Annotated in this window: 15 protein-coding genes; 10 read left to right on the forward strand and 5 right to left on the reverse strand. The window is 61.7% G+C overall.

Annotated elements, in window-relative coordinates; genetic code table 11:
• Positions 1–5: 5 nt before the first annotated feature.
• Entirely contained in the window at positions 6–536 is a 531-nt protein-coding gene (locus tag FHT70_RS21390; protein ID WP_097596981.1) for a TIGR00645 family protein, read from the reverse strand.
• Between the two features lie 155 nt (positions 537–691).
• On the opposite strand from FHT70_RS21390, the gene FHT70_RS21395 reads away from it, so the two are divergent.
• The gene (locus FHT70_RS21395; protein ID WP_183704687.1) at positions 692–2371 is read left to right on the forward strand and encodes a formate--tetrahydrofolate ligase; all 1680 of its coding nucleotides are present in this window, start codon (positions 692–694) and stop codon (positions 2369–2371) included.
• 181 nt (positions 2372–2552) lie between these two features.
• Here FHT70_RS21395 and FHT70_RS21400 read toward each other — a convergent pair whose 3' ends face one another.
• Together FHT70_RS21400 and FHT70_RS30730 are read right to left on the reverse strand one after the other, a co-directional pair.
• Positions 2553–3503, reverse strand: coding sequence for an extensin family protein (locus tag FHT70_RS21400; protein ID WP_183704689.1), 951 nt, complete (start codon positions 3501–3503; stop codon positions 2553–2555).
• A 147-nt stretch (positions 3504–3650) separates the two neighbouring features.
• Positions 3651–3923 carry a hypothetical protein gene (locus tag FHT70_RS30730; RefSeq protein WP_348649560.1) on the reverse strand — a complete coding sequence of 91 codons (273 nt, stop codon included), beginning with the start codon at positions 3921–3923 and terminating at the stop codon, positions 3651–3653.
• Here FHT70_RS30730 and FHT70_RS21405 point away from each other — a divergent pair.
• The 6 genes from FHT70_RS21405 to queF all read left to right on the forward strand — a co-directional run bounded on the left by FHT70_RS21405 (position 3826) and on the right by queF (position 11104).
• Positions 3826–6030 (forward strand): TonB-dependent hemoglobin/transferrin/lactoferrin family receptor, encoded by a 2205-nt coding sequence (locus tag FHT70_RS21405; protein ID WP_348649559.1) that lies wholly within the window; start codon positions 3826–3828, stop codon positions 6028–6030. The genes FHT70_RS30730 and FHT70_RS21405 overlap by 98 nt on opposite strands.
• Positions 6031–6296: 266 nt before the next feature.
• Entirely contained in the window at positions 6297–8486 is a 2190-nt protein-coding gene (locus FHT70_RS21410) for an anthranilate synthase (RefSeq protein ID WP_183704693.1), read from the forward strand.
• A gap of 103 nt (positions 8487–8589) precedes the next feature.
• On the forward strand, positions 8590–8829 hold the full coding sequence (locus FHT70_RS21415) for a hypothetical protein (RefSeq protein ID WP_183704695.1): 240 nt from the start codon (positions 8590–8592) through the stop codon (positions 8827–8829).
• A 14-nt stretch (positions 8830–8843) separates the two neighbouring features.
• Positions 8844–9500, forward strand: coding sequence for a DUF2161 family putative PD-(D/E)XK-type phosphodiesterase (locus FHT70_RS21420; RefSeq protein WP_183704779.1), 657 nt, complete (start codon positions 8844–8846; stop codon positions 9498–9500).
• 225 nt (positions 9501–9725) lie between these two features.
• A complete protein-coding gene (emfA, locus tag FHT70_RS21425) occupies positions 9726–10640 on the forward strand; it encodes a CDF family cation efflux transporter EmfA (RefSeq protein ID WP_183704697.1) in 915 nt (304 codons plus the stop codon).
• Positions 10640–11104 (forward strand): preQ(1) synthase, encoded by a 465-nt coding sequence (gene queF / locus FHT70_RS21430; protein WP_085778944.1) that lies wholly within the window; start codon positions 10640–10642, stop codon positions 11102–11104. The genes emfA and queF overlap by 1 nt, the downstream gene beginning before the upstream one ends.
• 135 nt (positions 11105–11239) lie before the next feature.
• On the opposite strand, the gene FHT70_RS21435 is transcribed toward queF, so the two are convergent.
• Positions 11240–12001, reverse strand: a complete 762-nt coding sequence (locus tag FHT70_RS21435; RefSeq protein ID WP_183704699.1) for a DUF2076 domain-containing protein — start codon at positions 11999–12001, stop codon at positions 11240–11242.
• 231 nt (positions 12002–12232) lie between these two features.
• Between FHT70_RS21435 and FHT70_RS21440 the strand changes: the two genes are divergently transcribed.
• From FHT70_RS21440 to leuA, 3 genes are all read left to right on the forward strand, one after another.
• On the forward strand, positions 12233–12817 hold the full coding sequence (locus FHT70_RS21440; protein WP_011426306.1) for an ATP-dependent Clp protease proteolytic subunit: 585 nt from the start codon (positions 12233–12235) through the stop codon (positions 12815–12817).
• A gap of 149 nt (positions 12818–12966) precedes the next feature.
• Positions 12967–14196: a benzoate/H(+) symporter BenE family transporter gene (locus FHT70_RS21445; RefSeq protein ID WP_176536209.1), complete on the forward strand. Its 1230-nt coding sequence runs from the start codon at positions 12967–12969 to the stop codon at positions 14194–14196.
• Positions 14197–14539: 343 nt separating this feature from the next.
• Positions 14540–16258 (forward strand): 2-isopropylmalate synthase, encoded by a 1719-nt coding sequence (gene leuA / locus FHT70_RS21450; RefSeq protein WP_183704701.1) that lies wholly within the window; start codon positions 14540–14542, stop codon positions 16256–16258.
• Between the two features lie 348 nt (positions 16259–16606).
• Here the strand turns inward: leuA and FHT70_RS21455 are convergent, their stop codons facing one another.
• Entirely contained in the window at positions 16607–17446 is an 840-nt protein-coding gene (locus FHT70_RS21455) for an anti-sigma factor (RefSeq protein ID WP_183704703.1), read from the reverse strand.

The raw sequence follows: 17446 nt of genomic DNA on the forward strand, positions 1-17446 counted from the left end.
TCCCTCTATCCCTCGTCCTTCAAATCGTTCTTCGACGTCACACTCATGAGCTTCTCCAGGAAACCGAGCATGACGGCGGAGGCGACGAAGGTGAGGTGCATGAGCGTCAGCCACATGATCTTGCCGTCTTCGTATTGGTCGGCATTGAGGAAGACCTGCAGCAGATGAATAGAGGAGATGGCGACGATCGAGGAGGCGACCTTGATCTTCAGGCTGCCTGAATCGAGCTTGCCGAGGAAAGAGACCTCGTTGTCGGCGCCGTCGGCTTCATCGAAGCGGCTGACAAAATTCTCGTAGCCTGAAATCATCACCATGACGATGAGGCTTGCGACGAGGGCCGCATCGATCAGGCTGAGCATGGCAAGGATCATGCCCGCCTCGTCGAGAATGAAGACGTTGGCGGTGATCTTCAAGAGCTTATAGCCGAAGGAAACGGCATAGGCGGCGAGCGCCAACACCAAGCCCATGTAGAAGGCGACGAGGAGCCAGCGGCTCGACAGGATGATACGCTCGACGAGGAGTTCCAATGCTTTCATGTCTTCACCTTCAAAAACCGCGACGGTTGAGCGCCCCATAACCGTCCAGCGTGGCGGCTGCAAGGCGAGCGCTATTCACAGCTTGGCGATATTTCGATATCCCACTGACGAGGGAAACGCCTTCGCGCCCGCGCAGGCCGCAATGGGGAGCATCCATGCCAGCAATCAAGTCGGATATCGAGATTGCGCGCGCCGCGGCCAAGAGGCCGATCTTTGAGATAGGGGCAAAGCTCGGCATCGGGGCCGAGCAGCTCGTCCCCTATGGTCACGACAAGGCAAAGGTCAGCGCCGAGTTCATCGCGGCGCAGGCGGGCAAGAAGGACGGCAAGCTGATCCTTGTCACGGCGATCAACCCGACCCCGGCCGGCGAAGGCAAGACGACGACGACTGTCGGCCTCGGCGACGGTCTGAATCGGATCGGCAAGAAGGCGATCGTCTGCATACGCGAGGCTTCTCTCGGCCCCTGCTTCGGCGTCAAGGGCGGTGCGGCCGGCGGCGGTTATGCGCAGGTCGTGCCAATGGAAGATATCAATCTGCATTTCACCGGCGATTTCCATGCGATCACCTCGGCGCACAATCTTCTGGCGGCGATGATCGACAACCACATCTACTGGGGCAACGAAGAGAATATCGACATTCGCCGCATCACCTGGCGGCGGGTCATGGACATGAACGACCGGGCGCTCAGAAGCATGGTCTCCTCGCTCGGCGGCGTTGCCAACGGTTTTCCGCGCCAGGGCGGCTTTGACATCACCGTCGCCTCGGAAGTGATGGCGATCCTCTGCCTTGCTACCGACCTCAAGGATCTGGAGCGGCGGCTCGGCGACATCATCATCGGCTACCGCTTTGATAGGACGCCGGTGCGTGCGCGCGACCTGAAAGCCGATGGCGCGATGGCGGTGCTGCTCAAGGATGCGATGCAGCCGAACCTCGTACAGACGCTGGAGAACAATCCGGCCTTCGTGCATGGCGGCCCGTTCGCCAATATCGCCCATGGCTGCAATTCGGTGACGGCGACGAAGACGGCGCTGAAGCTCGGCGACTATGTGGTGACGGAAGCGGGATTCGGGGCCGATCTCGGGGCTGAAAAATTCTTCGACATCAAATGCCGCAAGGCCGGGCTGAAACCGGACGCGGCCGTTATCGTCGCGACCATCCGGGCGCTGAAGATGAATGGCGGCGTGAAGAAGGAGAATCTCGGCACGGAGGACGTCGCGGCGCTGAAGAAGGGCTGCGCCAATCTCGGCCGGCACGTTGCCAATGTGCGCCGCTTCGGCGTGCCCGTCGTCGTCGCGATCAATCATTTCGTCACGGATACCGATGCGGAGATCGCGGCGGTGAAGGAATTCGTCTCGCGGCTCGGCGCCGAAGCGATCCTCTGCCAGCACTGGGCCAAAGGTTCGGCCGGCATCGAGGAACTGGCGCATAAGGTGGTGGAGCTGGCCGAATCGGGCCAGGCGAAATTCCAGCCGCTCTACGGCGACGACATTTCGCTGTTCGAGAAGATCGAGATCGTCGCCTCGAAGATCTACCATGCCGGCGAGGTGACCGCCGACAAGGCGGTGCGCGATCAGCTGCAGACATGGGAGGAGCAGGGCTACGGCAAGCTGCCGGTCTGCATGGCGAAGACGCAGTATTCCTTCTCTACCGATCCGAACCTGCGCGGCGCGCCGGAAGGCCATATCGTCTCTGTGCGGGAGGTGCGGCTTTCAGCCGGAGCCGGCTTCGTCGTCGCCATCACCGGGGAGATCATGACGATGCCCGGCCTGCCGAAATCGCCGTCGGCGGAGCGGATTTTTTTGAATGAGCAGGGTTATATTGAAGGGTTGTTCTGATCAGAGGCGGACTTCCCGAAACGCTCGACCAGACGTGCTTCCGACGCTTTTCAAAGTCTGGATCGATAAACAACCGGATAAGGCTTTGCATCGTGCCGAGGAACAACGGTCCGATGGCAAAGGCCCAATGGAATTCACCGGTAAATATGAAGTCGACAGCGATGATCAGGAAACTGGTTCATCAGTGACAATAGCGATAGCCGCCCTTCCTTTCAATGACGTCGAGATGAAAATGGGTCTCGTGGGCGGCGTCACTTTCGGGGTCGAGGACAGTGGTGAAATAGAGACAACCGGCGGCGCTGACGGTTCGCTGAAAGGCGCCGGTCAGTGTGGAGTCCTCGCGGCGGGAGCGGACGGCGACGTCCTCGCCTTTCTCGAAATGGAAGCTTGCAATGTCGATAGCGTTGCCGCGAGCATGTTCGGAGATCTTGCCGGTTCCGGCGCCGTTGCGCAGGCGGCACATATAGGACGTTGCCTGGTTGACTGATGTGATGCGGCCCTGTCCCGGCAGGGCAGCGGCGGCGGCGGGGATGACGCTCTCCTTTATCCAGCGGGCAAGCGCGAGGGCGGCCGGGCAACGCATTGTCGCTTCCGGCTTGAGCGCAATGCCGGGCAGGGCCTCGGAGACGATGATCGGCTTGTCGATGCCGCAGCCATTGCCGTCGTCGATGCGCGGCGCTTCCTTGAAGACAACGCCCAGAGCCTGAAGGGCGGCGGTGCATTCTGCATGTTCAGCATCGCTCTCGGGCTCGATTGTCAGTTGCTGCTCTTCGAGCGTCTGCTCGCCCTGCGGCTTGTTTTCTTCCGGCGCCTGGGGGCGGCCGGCAGTACCCGGCGGCAGCGGCGGACCTTGCATCGGTTCCGTCGGCTCCGGTTTTGCCGGGGCGGCCTGCGGCGCGGGCGTCTGGCTGGATGCCGGCGCCTCCGGCTCCTTCACGTCCGGTTTCGGCTGAGGGGCGGGAACTTCCTCCGGTGCGGGCGGTTCCGCCTTTTCCGCTGGCGGGGCAGACGGGCTGGTCGTCTGTCCGGTATCGGGCCGAGGTTCTGGCAAGGGACCCTGCGCGGGCAGGCGGGCGCCGGCAAGAAAGACGCTAGCGGCGAAAAGGATCGCCAGTGTCGAAAGTTTCCTCAATGGGCCCAGATCCTAGTATCGTCGCGGGTAACAACGCATGAGGGCGTTTTTCGTTGCAATTGTGCAACGTCCTACGAGATCGTTAAAACCTGATGATTATATTCAACATAAGGCACTCAGCTATGTTGACAATGGTTCTCATGTTTTTTATGCGGCGAAAAGAGGGCGGAATTCTGCTTCGTCTTCATCCGCAAAAGCCCAGCCAGCCCCTCGAGCGTTCGACGCGCCACGACCAGCCAGCCCGGTAATCACCATCTGAGGGTAGGTTATGATCATCCGGTATTGGCGCTCTGTTCTATCGGTCTGCACGGCAGCCGCAGTTATTCTTCCTGTTTCGCAGTCTTTCGCACAAAGCGTCCCGGCCAGCACGCCGGAAGCCGCGTCGGAGGACAGCACCGTGTTGCAGAAGATCGTCGTCAAGGGCAAGCGCGTGGCGCCGGGCAGTGTTGCCGATACGCCGCTCGCGACCGAGATCACTCAGAAGCAGCTGGCAGAGAAGCAGGTCACTAATTACGACGACATCGGCCGCAGCGTCGATGCAGGCGTGAACTATTCGCGTGCCGATGCGGGCTTCAACCTGCGCGGTCTTTCCGGTGGTCGCATCTTGACGACGATCGACGGCATTCCGATCCCTTACATCTCAAATAGCTCGCGCCAGGGTGCTTTTGCGCCTGCCAACGCCAATGGCGGCGGCGATATGTTCGATTTCGATTCGCTGTCCTCGCTCGATATCGTGCGCGGCGCGGATTCGAGCAAGGGCGGTTCGGGCATGCTCGGCGGCGCTATCGTTCTCAATACGCTGGAGCCGGAGGATCTGATCCCCGAAGGCCGCGATTGGGGCGCGATCGTGAAATCGACCTATGACAGCGAAGACCGCAGCCTCTCCGGCTCGGCCGCCGCCGCCAAGAAGATCGGCGGCACCTCGATCCTGTTCCAGGGCGGTTACCGCAAAGGCCATGAGCGGGCGAACATGGGCAACAATGACGTTTACGGTGCTCTCCGCACCGAGGCGAACCCGGCTGATTTCGACCAACACAACCTGCTCTTCAAACTGCGCCAGGAGCTGGAAGGCGGTCATCGCATCGGCTTGACGGCGGAACGCTTCCGCCGCGACCTGGAAACCGACCTGCGCCATCTTCAGGGAGGAACCAGCCCTCGCAACTTCATGATCGACAATTATGACGGTCGCGAACAGCGTGACCGCGATCGCGTATCGCTCGACTACGATTATGAAGCGCAGTCTTCCGACGCGGTCTTCAGCAGTGCGCGCGCCACGCTTTATTGGCAGGATTTGAAGAAGGAGGCCGGCAGCGGGGGCCGTACGACCGCCAATGTTGCCTATGGCCGCAACAACGAGGTCGAAAACGAAACCTGGGGCTTCAGCGGCACCGCGACCAGGGACTTCGAATATTCCGGCCTCAGCCACTCCGTTCGCGTCGGGCTCGACGTCGGCGTTTCCAGCTGGAGCCAATATAGCTGGGCCCTGTGCCCGACATTGACGACGTGCCCGGCGCTGAACAACCAGGCGGAAGTGCCGAATGTGGACAGTCAGAACCTTGGGCTTGTTGTCGAAGACAAGATCGAGATCGGCAACACCGGTTTCACGCTGACGCCCGGCGTCCGCTTTGACTGGTTCAACTACGATCCCTCGACCGGCGGCGGTTTTGCCAACAATGCCGGCCTTACCCGTTTCGGCGATCTTCGCGACCGAACGGAAGCCGCCATGTCGCCGAAGATCCTTGCCACATTCGACCTGACGCCTGATGTAGAGCTCTATATGCAGCTGGCGGTCGGCTTCCGCGCGCCAACCGTCGACGAACTCTATAGCCGCTTCTATAACCCCACCGGCCGCTACGCCCAGCTCGGCAATCCTGATCTGGAACCCGAAATCGGCCGCGGCATCGAAGTCGGCGCCAATTTCGACACGGGCGATTTTACCGGCCGGGTCGCGGCTTTCCATACCCGTTATCAGAACTTCATCGAGACGGTGACGAGCGTCGACGCGACAGGCTTTACTGAGTTCAATTACACGAACGTGGCTGCGGCGACGATCTCGGGTATTGAAGCCAGCACCGTCAAGACCTTCAATAACGGCATCAATCTGCATGCTTCGCTGGCCTATGCCTATGGCAGGAACGAAGAGACCACCCAGCGCCTGCGCTCGGTGGCGCCGTTCAAGGCGATCATCGGCGGCGGCTGGAGCAATGAGACCTTCGGCTTCGACCTTTCCTCGACGCTTGCGGCCGGCATGCTCACGGACCATCTCAATACACCGGTCACGAACACCAACGACACGACCTTTGATGCGCCCGGTTACGCAATCGTCGACTTGACCGGCTGGTGGACGCCGGAACAGTTGCCGGGCCTGCGCGTCCAAGCTGGTGTCTACAATATCTTCGACCAGGAGCACTACAACGCGCTCGCCTTGCGCGACGTCAATCTCAGCTCGGCGACGGCGTCGCAGCCGCGGGAGTGGTATTCCGAGCCGGGTCGCACATTCAAGGTCTCGCTCACCAAGACTTTCTGAGCCAGTCATGCCTTCAAGGCTGGGGAGGGGCGGCTTTCGGGCCGCCCTTTTCATTCGTGCGATCGCCTCTTGCGTGGCGGCTGATCTCAGGCTAACAATTTTCGCATGATCAAGTCTTTGAACATTGCTGTTTGGTGGTGGGCTCGCTGAGGCGGCCTCGACCAATCGTGTCCAAAGACGACGACGAGTGAGCCGCCCGAAACTTCGAGGCGGCTTTTTTGTTTTATCGCCGCCTGTCGTCCGGGCCCCGATAACGGAGTGGAACTATGGTAACGATCCTGCGGGATGATGGTGCGGAAATCTACGAGACCAAGGGCGGCATCACCGTCACCCGGCAGCGGCGGGCGATCCCCTATGCCGACGCGGTCTCTTCCTATGTCGACAAGCTCGACGAGCGCCGCGGCGCGGTCTTCTCGTCGAACTACGAATATCCGGGCCGTTATACGCGCTGGGATACCGCCGTCGTCGATCCGCCGCTCGGCATCTCCTCCTTCGGCCGCGACGTCTGGATCGAGGCCTATAATGAGCGCGGGGAGGTGCTTCTCGGCTTTGTGACCGAGCGGCTGAAGACGGTGCCCGAGCTTGTGCTCGGCGCCTCCTCCGGCCGCCGTCTCGACCTTTCCGTCAAGGCGCCGGATCGGGTGTTTACCGAGGAAGAGCGTTCGAAGATGCCGACGGTTTTCACGGTGCTGCGCGCCGTGACCGACCTTTTCTATTCGCAGGCGGATGCGAGCCTCGGCCTCTACGGCGCCTTCGGCTACGACATCGCCTTCCAGTTCGACGCGATCGATTTGAAGCTGACGCGGCCCTCTGATCAGCGCGACATGGTGCTCTACCTGCCGGACGAGATCCTGGTCGTCGATAACTATGCCGCGAAAGCCTGGATCGACCGCTACGATTTCGAGAAAGGCGGCGTGACGACCGAGGGCAAGGCTGAGCAGATCGCGCCGGAACCCTTCAAGCAGACGGATGCCATTCCGCCGAAGAGCGACCATCGACCGGGCGAGTATGCCGAACTCGTCGTCAAGGCGAAGGAGAGCTTCCGCAAGGGCGATCTGTTTGAAGTCGTGCCCGGGCAGAAATTCATGGAGCGCTGCGAAAGCAAGCCTTCCGACATTTCCAAGCGGCTGAAGGCAATTAATCCATCGCCCTATTCATTCTTTATCAATCTCGGCAATCAGGAATATCTGGTCGGCGCCTCGCCCGAAATGTTCGTGCGCGTCTCCGGCCGGCGCATCGAGACCTGCCCGATCTCGGGCACGATCAAGCGCGGCGACGATCCGATCGCCGACAGCGAACAGATCCTGAAGCTCCTGAACTCCAAAAAGGACGAATCCGAACTCACGATGTGCTCGGATGTCGACCGCAACGACAAGAGCCGCGTCTGCGAGCCTGGCTCGGTCAAGGTGATCGGCCGCCGGCAGATCGAGATGTATTCGCGCCTCATCCATACGGTCGACCACATCGAGGGGCGGCTGCGCGACGACATGGACGCCTTTGACGGGTTCCTCAGCCACGCCTGGGCCGTGACCGTCACCGGTGCGCCGAAGCTCTGGGCGATGCGCTTCATCGAGAGCCATGAAAAGAGCCCGCGTGCATGGTATGGTGGAGCGATCGGCATGGTCGGCTTCAATGGCGACATGAATACCGGCCTGACGCTGCGCACCGTGCGCATCAAGGACGGCATCGCAGAAGTGCGCGCCGGGGCGACGCTGCTCAACGATTCCATTCCTGAGGAAGAAGAAGCCGAAACCGAATTGAAGGCCTCTGCCATGCTTTCCGCCATCCGAGACGCCAAGACCGGCAATTCCGGCAAGATCCAGCGCGACGTCGCCAGCGTCGGTAAGGGCGTCAACATCCTGCTCATCGATCATGAGGACAGCTTCGTCCACACGCTGGCCAATTATTTCCGCCAAACCGGGGCAACGGTTTCAACCGTGCGCACGCCGGTGCCGGAAGAGATCTTCGACCGGTTGAACCCGGATCTAGTCGTGCTGTCGCCAGGTCCCGGCAATCCCAAGGATTTCGATTGCAAGGCGACGATCAAGAAGGCGCGGGCCCGCAACCTGCCGATCTTCGGCGTCTGCCTCGGCCTGCAGGCGCTCGCGGAAGCCTATGGCGGGGAATTGCGCCATCTGGCGCTGCCGATGCACGGCAAGCCTTCGCGCATCCGCGTGCTGGAACCCGGCATCGTCTTCTCTGGCCTTTCGAGGGAAGTGACGGTCGGCCGCTACCACTCGATCTTTGCCGATCCCTCGACGCTGCCGCGGGAGTTCATCATCACGGCGGAAAGCGAGGATGGCACGATCATGGGTATTGAACATGCCAAGGAGCCGATCGCTGCAGTGCAGTTCCATCCCGAATCGATCATGACGCTCGGCGGCGATGCCGGCATGCGGATGATCGAGAATGTCGTGGCGCATCTGGCGCGCAAGGTGAAGACGAAGGCGGCCTGAGCCTAGCTCCATCCCGCCCCTTTCCATGTTCGGATAGGGGCGAGGGTTGACTCCGTTGGGCAAATCAGAACATTTCCGGAACGATCAACCGGGAATTATCGCTGTGGCCAGTGCCGAGAAGTTCATCGTCCTTCCCTACCGCAAGAACCGCGGCAGTCTCGTGCCTGGCGAAATGCGTCAGGCCTCGAACGCCGTCAGCGCGGAAAAGATCGCTTCGGCGATGGCCGAGCGTTTCGTCGGCGTTGCGGCCTATGCCGTGATGGTCGACGAGGAGACCGGCGACATGACCTCGCCGCGACTGCTCGCACGATATGGCGAGATTGCCGATCTCAACGCTGGCTGATGCGCGATTTTCTGATGGAGACATCGCTCTACCTGCCGGTCAAAGCCTTCCTGGAAGCGGCCGGTTATGTGGTCAAGGGTGAGGTCGGCGGATGCGATCTCGTCGGGTTGAGCGATGGCGAGCCGCCGGTCGTGGTGATCTGCGAACTCAAGCTCTCCTTCAATCTGGAACTGCTGCTTCAGGCGGTCGATCGGGCTGCCGTGAGCGACGAAGTCTGGATCGCGGCGCGCGTTTCGGCCAAGGGGCGCGGGCGGGAGACGGACAAGCGCTACCGCGACCTCTGCCGGCGGCTCGGCATCGGCATGCTCGGCGTCTCGGATGGCGGCGAGGTCAGCGTCATCGTCAGTTCGATCTCGCCGATGCCGCGCACCAATCCCAAGCGACGCTCACGCCTCGTCAAGGAGCATCAGCGCCGTCGCGGCGATCCTGCCGTCGGCGGCGGCTCGCGGGCGCCGGTCATGACGGCCTATCGCCAACAGGCGCTGCTCTGCGCGGCCGCACTAGACCGCGGAATTGTGCGTCCGCGAGATATGAAGGCGCTGACGCCAAAGGCCGGTCCGATCCTGCGCGACAACGTCTATGGATGGTTCGAGCGCCGGGAAAAGGGCGTCTACGCCCTGACGACGGCAGGCCAGGCCGCGCTTCTGCGGTGGCCGCAATCTCTCGGGTAAGATTCCGCTCCCCCGGCGCTGTAGAGGATCGCGTATCGGGTGCCGGCACTGCTTCCCGTCGGGAAGCGACCACTGGCTGTGAAGGGACCCCTCATTCTCTTTGACAAATCCTCCATCATCGCCCATATCAGCCGCAACTGGGCCGCCTGCGCGACATTCGCGTGGGCGGTTTTGCATTTCAATGGCTTGGACCCTGCAATTCATTCGCAACCGCAGGAGGACGATATGAGCGACAACGGCGATCTTACTGTTCAAAAGCTGGCGATGTGGGGTATTCCGCTGTCCCTCGGCGTCATGGGCCTAAAGATGGTGGCCTGGTGGGTGACCGGATCGGTGGCGTTGCTGTCGGACGGGCTCGAATCGACGGTCAACGTCGTGGCCGCCTTCATCGCCTTCTTCGTCATCCGCTACGCGCAGAAGCCGGCCGATCACGACCATCCTTTCGGCCATCACAAGGCGGAATATCTCTCCGCCGTGACCGAAGGCGTGCTGATCGTCGTCGCCGCGCTGCTGATCGTCAAGCAGGCGATCGGTTATCTCGCGGAACCGCGCATGCTCGATGCGCCGGTGCTCGGTCTTGCGATCAATATTGCCGCCGGCCTCATCAATGTGGTCTGGGCGCGGCTGTTGATTCGGACAGGACGCAAACATCGCTCGGCGGCGCTGGCGGCGGATGGGCAGCATATCATGTCGGATGTGGTGACATCCGTCGGCGTGCTCGTCGGCCTGCTGCTGGCGTTGGCGACGGGTTATGCAATCTTCGACCCGGTTCTTGCCATTCTGGTTGCCATCAACATTCTCTATCAAGGCTGGAAAGTGATCTCGCAATCGATCGGCGGTCTGATGGACCAGGCGGTCGAGCCGCAGGAAGAGGAAGCGATCAAGCAGGCAATCGCGACCCATGCGGCGGGTTCGATCGGCGTGCATGACCTGAAGACGAGGCGCGCTGGCACCGTCACTTTCATCGATTTTCACATGGTGGTGCCCGGCACTATGTCCGTGCGGCAGGCGCATGATATATGCGACCGCCTTGAGGATGCCATCAGAGCGGTGCATGAGGGCGCCAAAATAGCCATTCATGTGGAGCCGGAGGGCGAAAAGGCCCATGGCATCCGCGTCAAAGTCATCAAGGAGGCATGATGCCGAATACCGATGTTTCCAGCCTGTCGATGCTGGGTCAGCAAACCGAAACCGCGAAATCGCCGGAAGAGGCGGTGCTGGAGAAAGTGCCGGCCAATCATGCCGGCACCGACTATGTCGTGCGCTTCACCGCGCCGGAGTTCACCTCTCTCTGCCCGATGACGGGGCAGCCGGATTTCGCCCATATCGTCATCGACTACATCCCCGGCGAATGGCTGGTGGAATCGAAGTCGCTGAAACTTTTCCTGTTTTCCTTCCGCAATCACGGCGCCTTCCACGAGGATTGCTCGATCTACATCGCCAAGCGCATCGTCGAACTGCTCGACCCCAAGTGGCTGAGGATCGGCGCTTACTGGTATCCGCGCGGCGGCATTCCGATCGACGTCTTCTGGCAGACGGGCAAGCCACCGGAAGGTGTGTGGCTGCCGGAGCAGGGTGTCGCCACCTATCGTGGACGTGGGTGAGGAGCGTCGGGCAAAGCCCGAGCAATCGATCCAGTGAATCGATTGCAGCGACGAACGCCCTGAGCTTAAAGCGAAGGGCCGGGAGACAGTGCGGCAATTGATTACAAACTGCCGCCCATTTCTGCTCGTTAGACCTCAAACATCCGTCACGTCGTCGCCAGACGAATCATCACTATAATCATCGCCGTCATCGTAATCGGCCTGCTGCAGGTTGTCGTCATTGTCATTGCCGGCAATATCCGCGGCCTGACGGACGTCGTCGTTGCCGTAATAATTATTGATGATGGTTTCTTCAGTCGGGGCGGCTGCATTGCCGAAGGGGTTGGCGCCAAAGGGTGAGCCCCAGCCGAGCGAGGACATGTGGTTGCCGAAAATGCCGCTCAGGGAGTTGGCAAGCAGCATGCCGCCTGCAACGCCCGCGGCCGTGCCGAGCGCGCCTCGCAGAAAGCTGCCGCCGGCAGACGGCGCGTAGGCCTGCTGACTCCAGGGGCCGGTGGGCTGCTGCGGCGTCTGGCGATCGTAGCCGCGCGGCTCGTCATAGGCGCGGGACGGTTGCCCCCAAGGGCCGGGGTTGGAGGGGACAGGCGCGGGCTGCTGCGTCTGGGTATTGCCGAAGATTGAGCTCAGGAAACCGCCGCCCTGTTCGGCCTGGCGGTGCTCGCTGGCTCCGGCTTCAAACTGCCGGACGCGCTCTTCAAGTTCCTTGATGTGGTTGGCGGCCGCTTCCAGCCCCTTTTCCTGCACGATGACGGCCTGGGCGAGATAATAAGTGGCGGACGGCTGCTCGCGCGTCGCCTGGTCGATCAGAGCTTCGGCCTCGCGGTCGCGCGGCTGGGCTTGCGCGGTGCGCACGCGATCGAAGAGGGCGGTCAGCAATTGGCGTTCTTCCGGTGACATGTCCGGTCTCCTGTTGATCTCTTTTGGCGATTGCCATGTGAGAGGTGAGGTAGGAACCGATTCCGGCTTTTCAAAGCCTTCCACCGTTACATTTCAGTAAGACTTGCGGAACAGTGCGCGGCTTCTTAAGGATATCTCCACCGCTTCGATGCCTTGTGTTTTTCCCGCATTGTTTTAGGCATTGAGTCGCACTATGTGCGAGGAACCCGAATTCATCTCCGAGAGGTTCGAATGAACGACGAAGAACAGGACGACAAGACGAAGGAACTGCCGCTCGGCAAGGAAACGGAGGCGAATCTTTTCAAGTCGCGTTCGATCTTCATCTATGGACCGATCAACCAGGAACTGGCGCAGAAGGTCTGCTCGCAACTCGTTGCACTTGCTGCGGCCAGCGACGAAGACATTCGCATCTATGTCAATTCACCCGGCGGTCATGTCGAATCCGGCGATTCCATCCATGACATGGTCAAGTTCATCAAGCCGAAGGTCTGGATGATCGGCACCGGCTGGGTCGCTTCGGCCGGCGCGCTGATCTATGTCGCGGCTCCCAGGGAGAGACGCCTGTGCCTGCCGAACACGCGCTTCCTGCTGCACCAACCGTCGGGCGGCACGCGCGGCATGGCGTCCGACATCGAGATTCAGGCACGCGAGATCATCAAGATGAACGAGCGCCTGAATAAGATCATGGCGGAGGCCACCGGCCAGCCGCTCGAGAAGATTGCCAAGGACACGGATCGCGACTACTGGCTCTCGGCCGAAGAGGCGAAGGACTATGGCCTTGTCTCGCGCATCGTGACGTCGCAAGCCGACATCTGAGTTTTCTCGACCGAAACCTTCGAAACGCCCTTGCCTGCCGACCGCAGGTGAGGGCGTCTTGATTTCGGTTATGCTTGCGGTCATTGACCGGTAGGGCTGGACGGAAAGCCCTCAATCTGGACTTGCGCGGGCGCCAACCATCATGCTCCATGCGCCATTCCAGCAGCCCAGAGTCCGCCATGCTCAAAGATTTTTCCGTCCAGGCCCTGTTCATGGGTCTGCTTACCGCTTTCGTCGGCTCCGCCAGTTCCTTCGCCGTCGTGCTGCATGGGCTGCAGGCGGTGGGTGCGACGGATGCGCAGGCCGCTTCGGGGCTGATGGCGTTGTCGATCTCCATGGGCGTCTGCGCGATCGTGCTCAGCGCCGTGACTCGACTGCCGATCAGCATCGCCTGGTCGACGCCGGGGGCGGCGCTGCTCGCAAGCACCGGCGCAATCGAGGGCGGCTTCAATGCAGCGGTCGGCGCATTCCTGATCTGCGCCGTGCTGATCATCATTGCCGGGTTGTTCAAGCCGCTCGGCCGGGCGGTCGCCGCCATTCCCGCGCCGCTCGCGAATGCGATGCTATCAGGTGTGCTGATCGGCCTCTGCTTTGCGCCGGTGAAGGCGATCGGCTTCAATCCGCTGCTCGGTCTGCCGATCGTCATTTCCTGGATCGTCGTCGGCGCCTTCATGCGGCTCTGGGCGGTGCCGGCCGCACTCGCCGCCTTCGTGCTGGTGCTCGCCTTCGGCGTCGACATTCCCGACGGCGCTTTCGCCTCGCTCGAACGATCGCTGGTGCCGACGGCGGAACTCGTGCGGCCGGTATTCACCCTCGCGGCCTTCATCTCGATCGCGCTGCCGCTTTTCATCGTCACCATGGCCTCGCAGAACATTCCCGGCATCGCCGTCCTAAAAGTCAATCACTATGATCCGAAGCCAGGTCCGCTCTTCGCCGTCACCGGCTTCTTTTCGTTGCTGTCGGCGCCTTTCGGCGGCCATGCCGTCAACTTGGCGGCGATCACCGCGGCAATGTGCGCCGGGCATGACGCGCATGCCGATCCCAAGCGGCGCTATTGGGCATCGTTGATCGCCGGCGTCGGTTACGTGATCCTCGGGCTGCTCGCCGGCGCGGTCACGGCCTTCGTCGCCTTGGCGCCGCCCATTCTGATCGAGGCGGTGGCGGGGCTGGCGCTGGTCGGGGCCTTCTCATCCTCGGCGATGTCGGCTTTCCAGGCGCAGGAATCGCGCGAGGCGGCGGCGATCACCTTCCTCGTCACTGCATCCGGCGTTTCCTTCGCCGGCATCTCGGGTGCCTTTTGGGGACTGATCGCCGGCGGGCTGATGCTGGCGCTGTCGCGGCTGGTGAAGATGTCGAAAGATCGCGCTCGGCAGAAGTAACGGAAAGCCGGCGCGCCGAGAGGGCTTGCCAGTTTCACCGCCCAACGCTATAAGCGCGGCCATGAAGACCTCTGGCGCCAAGATTTCCGATACGATTGCACGCGGCCGCATCGCCCTGCGTGACGTCTCGAGCGCCGTGACCTCGCTTCTTCTCCTCGGCCTTACGCGCGGTTGCCGGGTCCGTTGAGGAGCGCCCGGCGGCCGAAAGCCCGCCCGGCATCGCTCCTCGCGATTCACTTTCAAAATTGACCTAACGACCGACGAAGGTCCGCATTTGTTTATCGCCAAGGCCGATGCGATCGGCTAAGAGGCGGGGCAAATGCCGGGACGAGGAGACAAGATAATGGACAACACCACCAGCCGATCCTCCGCAAAAGGCATGCCTGATGCCGCGGTGAAATACCGGCCCTATCCGCAGGTAAACATTCCCGACCGCACCTGGCCGACGAAGACTATCACCAAAGCGCCGGTCTGGTGCTCGGTGGACCTGCGCGACGGCAATCAGGCACTGGTCGACCCGATGGGCCACGACCGCAAGGCCCGCATGTTCCATCTGCTGATCGAGATGGGCTTCAAGGAAATCGAGATCGGTTTCCCTTCCGCCTCGCAGACGGATTTCGATTTCGCCCGCTGGTGCGTGGAAGAGGGCAACGTGCCCGCCGACGTGTCGCTGCAGGTGCTGGTACAGTGCCGCCCGGAGCTCATCACCCGCACCTTCGAAGCGTTGGAAGGCGCGAACCGGCCGATCGTGCATTTCTATAACTCGACCAGCGAGCTGCAGCGTCGTGTCGTTTTCGCCAAGGATGTGCAGGGCATCAAACAGATCGCCGTCGATGCCGCCAAGATGATCACCGACATGGCGGCCAAGGCCGGCGGCGGCTACCGTTTCGAATATTCGCCCGAGAGCTTCACCGGCACGGAGCTGGAAGTGGCGCTGGAGATCTGCAACGCCGTCATCGAGGTGGTGAAGCCGACGCCGGACAACAAGCTCATCATCAACCTGCCGTCCACCGTCGAGATGGCGACGCCGAACGTCTATGCCGACCAGATCGAATGGATGTGCCGCAGCCTCGACAATCGCGAGAACCTGATCGTCTCGCTGCATCCGCACAACGACCGCGGCACCGGCATCGCCGCCGCCGAACTGGCCTTGCTGGCAGGTGCCGACCGTGTCGAAGGCACGCTGTTCGGGAATGGCGAGCGCACCGGCAATGTCGACGTCGTGACGATGGCGCTCAACATGTTCACGCAGGGCGTCGATCCCGGGATCGACTGCTCGAACATCGAACGCATCAAGGAAGTGTTCGAATATTCGAACCAGATGACGATTGCCGAGCGTCACCCTTATGTCGGCGAGCTGGTCTATACGGCGTTCTCCGGCTCGCATCAGGATGCGATCAACAAGGGCATGAAGGCGGCACAGGTCGCCAACCATCCGGTCTGGGAAGTGCCTTATCTGCCGATCGATCCGCGCGACGTCGGCCGCTCCTACGAGGCGATCATCCGCATCAACTCGCAGTCCGGCAAGGGCGGCATCGCCTATATCCTGCAGCAGGATTACGGGCTCAACCTGCCGCGCAACCTGCAGGTCGAATTTCGTGAGGATATCCAGCGTATCACCGACGTGGAGGGCAAGGAGCTTCCCTCGAAGCGCATCTACGACCGCTTCATCGAGCGCTACGTGACGCAGCCCGAGGCGCGCCTCAAGTTCGTCGACCACCACACCTATCCCGACACCGAGCGCAAGGGCCAGCGGATCGTTGCAGCTGAAATCACCGACAATGGCGAGATCAAGCGCATCGAAGGGCGCGGCAACGGCCCGATCGACGGCTTCATCAACGCACTGTCGCATTATCTCGGCATCGAGATGTCGGTCGAGGATTATTCCGAGCATTCGCTACAGCACGGCTCGAATGCGGCGGCGATCTCCTATGTCGAGACCTCCTATCCCGGCGGCAAGCTCTTCGGCGCCGGCATCAATACCAACATCGTCGCAGCATCGTTGGAGGCGATCGTGTCGGCTGCCAACCGGGTGCTCGAAGTGAAGGCTGGCAAGGCTTAATCTGCGAAGGGTACAGGCCGCGATCGTTTTGGTACGGCGCGGCCTGACGATTCGGTTGATTCCGTTGCGTCTTCGCTAAGCGAAAGCAGCGAAAGGCCGTGTGGCCCCCTCGTCCGCCCTACGGGCACATTCACCCCGCTGGGGAGAAGAGGGAGCGAGTGGCGGCCTACCTTCCCTCGGCGCCCTCTTACGAATGAGAGGGAGCCAGACGTTGCGGCATATCCCTTCTCCCCAGCGGAGAAGGTGCCGGCAGGCGGATGAGGGGCGGCTGATGCTGATGGTCGATTTTGCCATTTACCGCCTCAGCTCCGCTGGCGGTAATCATTCACCTCATACGACAGGCGGCAATCAAATCGCCGTGGCAATCTTCATGGCAAGCTGGCCGAGGGTGGCTTCGGCGGAGGGGCCGGCGAGAACGTAGGAGGTGCCGGCATTGTGCCAGGTGACCAAGCCAATCTCGTCCTTGATCGTTTCCTTGAAGTCGTCGGTCTCAGGCGGCTGCGCGTCCTTCCGGAAGCAGATGGAGATTATATCGCCGTCGCTGTTGGAATAGACGAGCTGACCGACGGGGCGATTGTCGCCGAGAATTATGCGGGCACCCTGGAAGGTCCAGGATTCGGCGCTGAGATCCGGCACGCGGAAAGGCACGCCGATGACGGTCGTCAGCCAGCTGGAGATTTCTTCGGCCTGCGATGCCGGCACTTCGACGAGGTGACGGGGTTGGCGGATCAGCAGGCGTTGATAGGCTGTGACGTCGCCGAGCCAGTTGCTGGTATTGGCGGGCGCCGTGGCGGTCGTGGTGGCGATCTCGTCGGCATCCGGGGTGGTGCCGGCAAAATAGCCGATGCCGCAACCGACGACGAAGAGGATAAGAGCCGCTGCCAGCGCCTGCGGGCCGCTCGGGGCCAATTTCACCTGGGGGCGCATGGCGCGCTGGGCGATCGGCGTCTTTGGCGGCTGCGTGCTCTTGATCGAGCGGACGAGGGCGAGCGGCACCGGCTCCTTCAGGACATCGTCCAGGCGGCGGCGGCCGAAATCGGCGCCATGACGCAGCTTTTCATGCAGACGGCGCGCATTCTCGTCGGTTGCCAGGTGCTGTTCCAGTTCGTGCCGTTGTTCGGGAGAGACCTCGCCGTCGAGAAGGGCGGTGAGCTGGGCTTCGAGCGGCAATTTCCTAAGATCGAGCAA

The sequence above is a fragment of the Rhizobium sp. BK049 genome (assembly GCF_014193135.1).
Taxonomy (GTDB): domain Bacteria; phylum Pseudomonadota; class Alphaproteobacteria; order Rhizobiales; family Rhizobiaceae; genus Rhizobium.

Bases quoted from the DNA above. Each gene is read 5' to 3' on its own strand.
- FHT70_RS21440 (WP_011426306.1), top strand. From the start codon at position 12,233: ATGAACGACGAAGAACAGGACGACAAGACGAAGGAACTGCCGCTCGGC.
- FHT70_RS21390 (WP_097596981.1), bottom strand. From the start codon at position 536: ATGAAAGCATTGGAACTCCTCGTCGAGCGTATCATCCTGTCGAGCCGC.
- queF (WP_085778944.1), top strand. From the start codon at position 10,640: ATGCCGAATACCGATGTTTCCAGCCTGTCGATGCTGGGTCAGCAAACC.
- FHT70_RS21435 (WP_183704699.1), bottom strand. From the start codon at position 12,001: ATGTCACCGGAAGAACGCCAATTGCTGACCGCCCTCTTCGATCGCGTG.
- FHT70_RS21410 (WP_183704693.1), top strand. From the start codon at position 6,297: ATGGTAACGATCCTGCGGGATGATGGTGCGGAAATCTACGAGACCAAG.
- emfA (WP_183704697.1), top strand. From the start codon at position 9,726: ATGAGCGACAACGGCGATCTTACTGTTCAAAAGCTGGCGATGTGGGGT.
- FHT70_RS21445 (WP_176536209.1), top strand. From the start codon at position 12,967: ATGCGCCATTCCAGCAGCCCAGAGTCCGCCATGCTCAAAGATTTTTCC.
- FHT70_RS21395 (WP_183704687.1), top strand. From the start codon at position 692: ATGCCAGCAATCAAGTCGGATATCGAGATTGCGCGCGCCGCGGCCAAG.
- leuA (WP_183704701.1), top strand. From the start codon at position 14,540: ATGGACAACACCACCAGCCGATCCTCCGCAAAAGGCATGCCTGATGCC.
- FHT70_RS21420 (WP_183704779.1), top strand. From the start codon at position 8,844: ATGGAGACATCGCTCTACCTGCCGGTCAAAGCCTTCCTGGAAGCGGCC.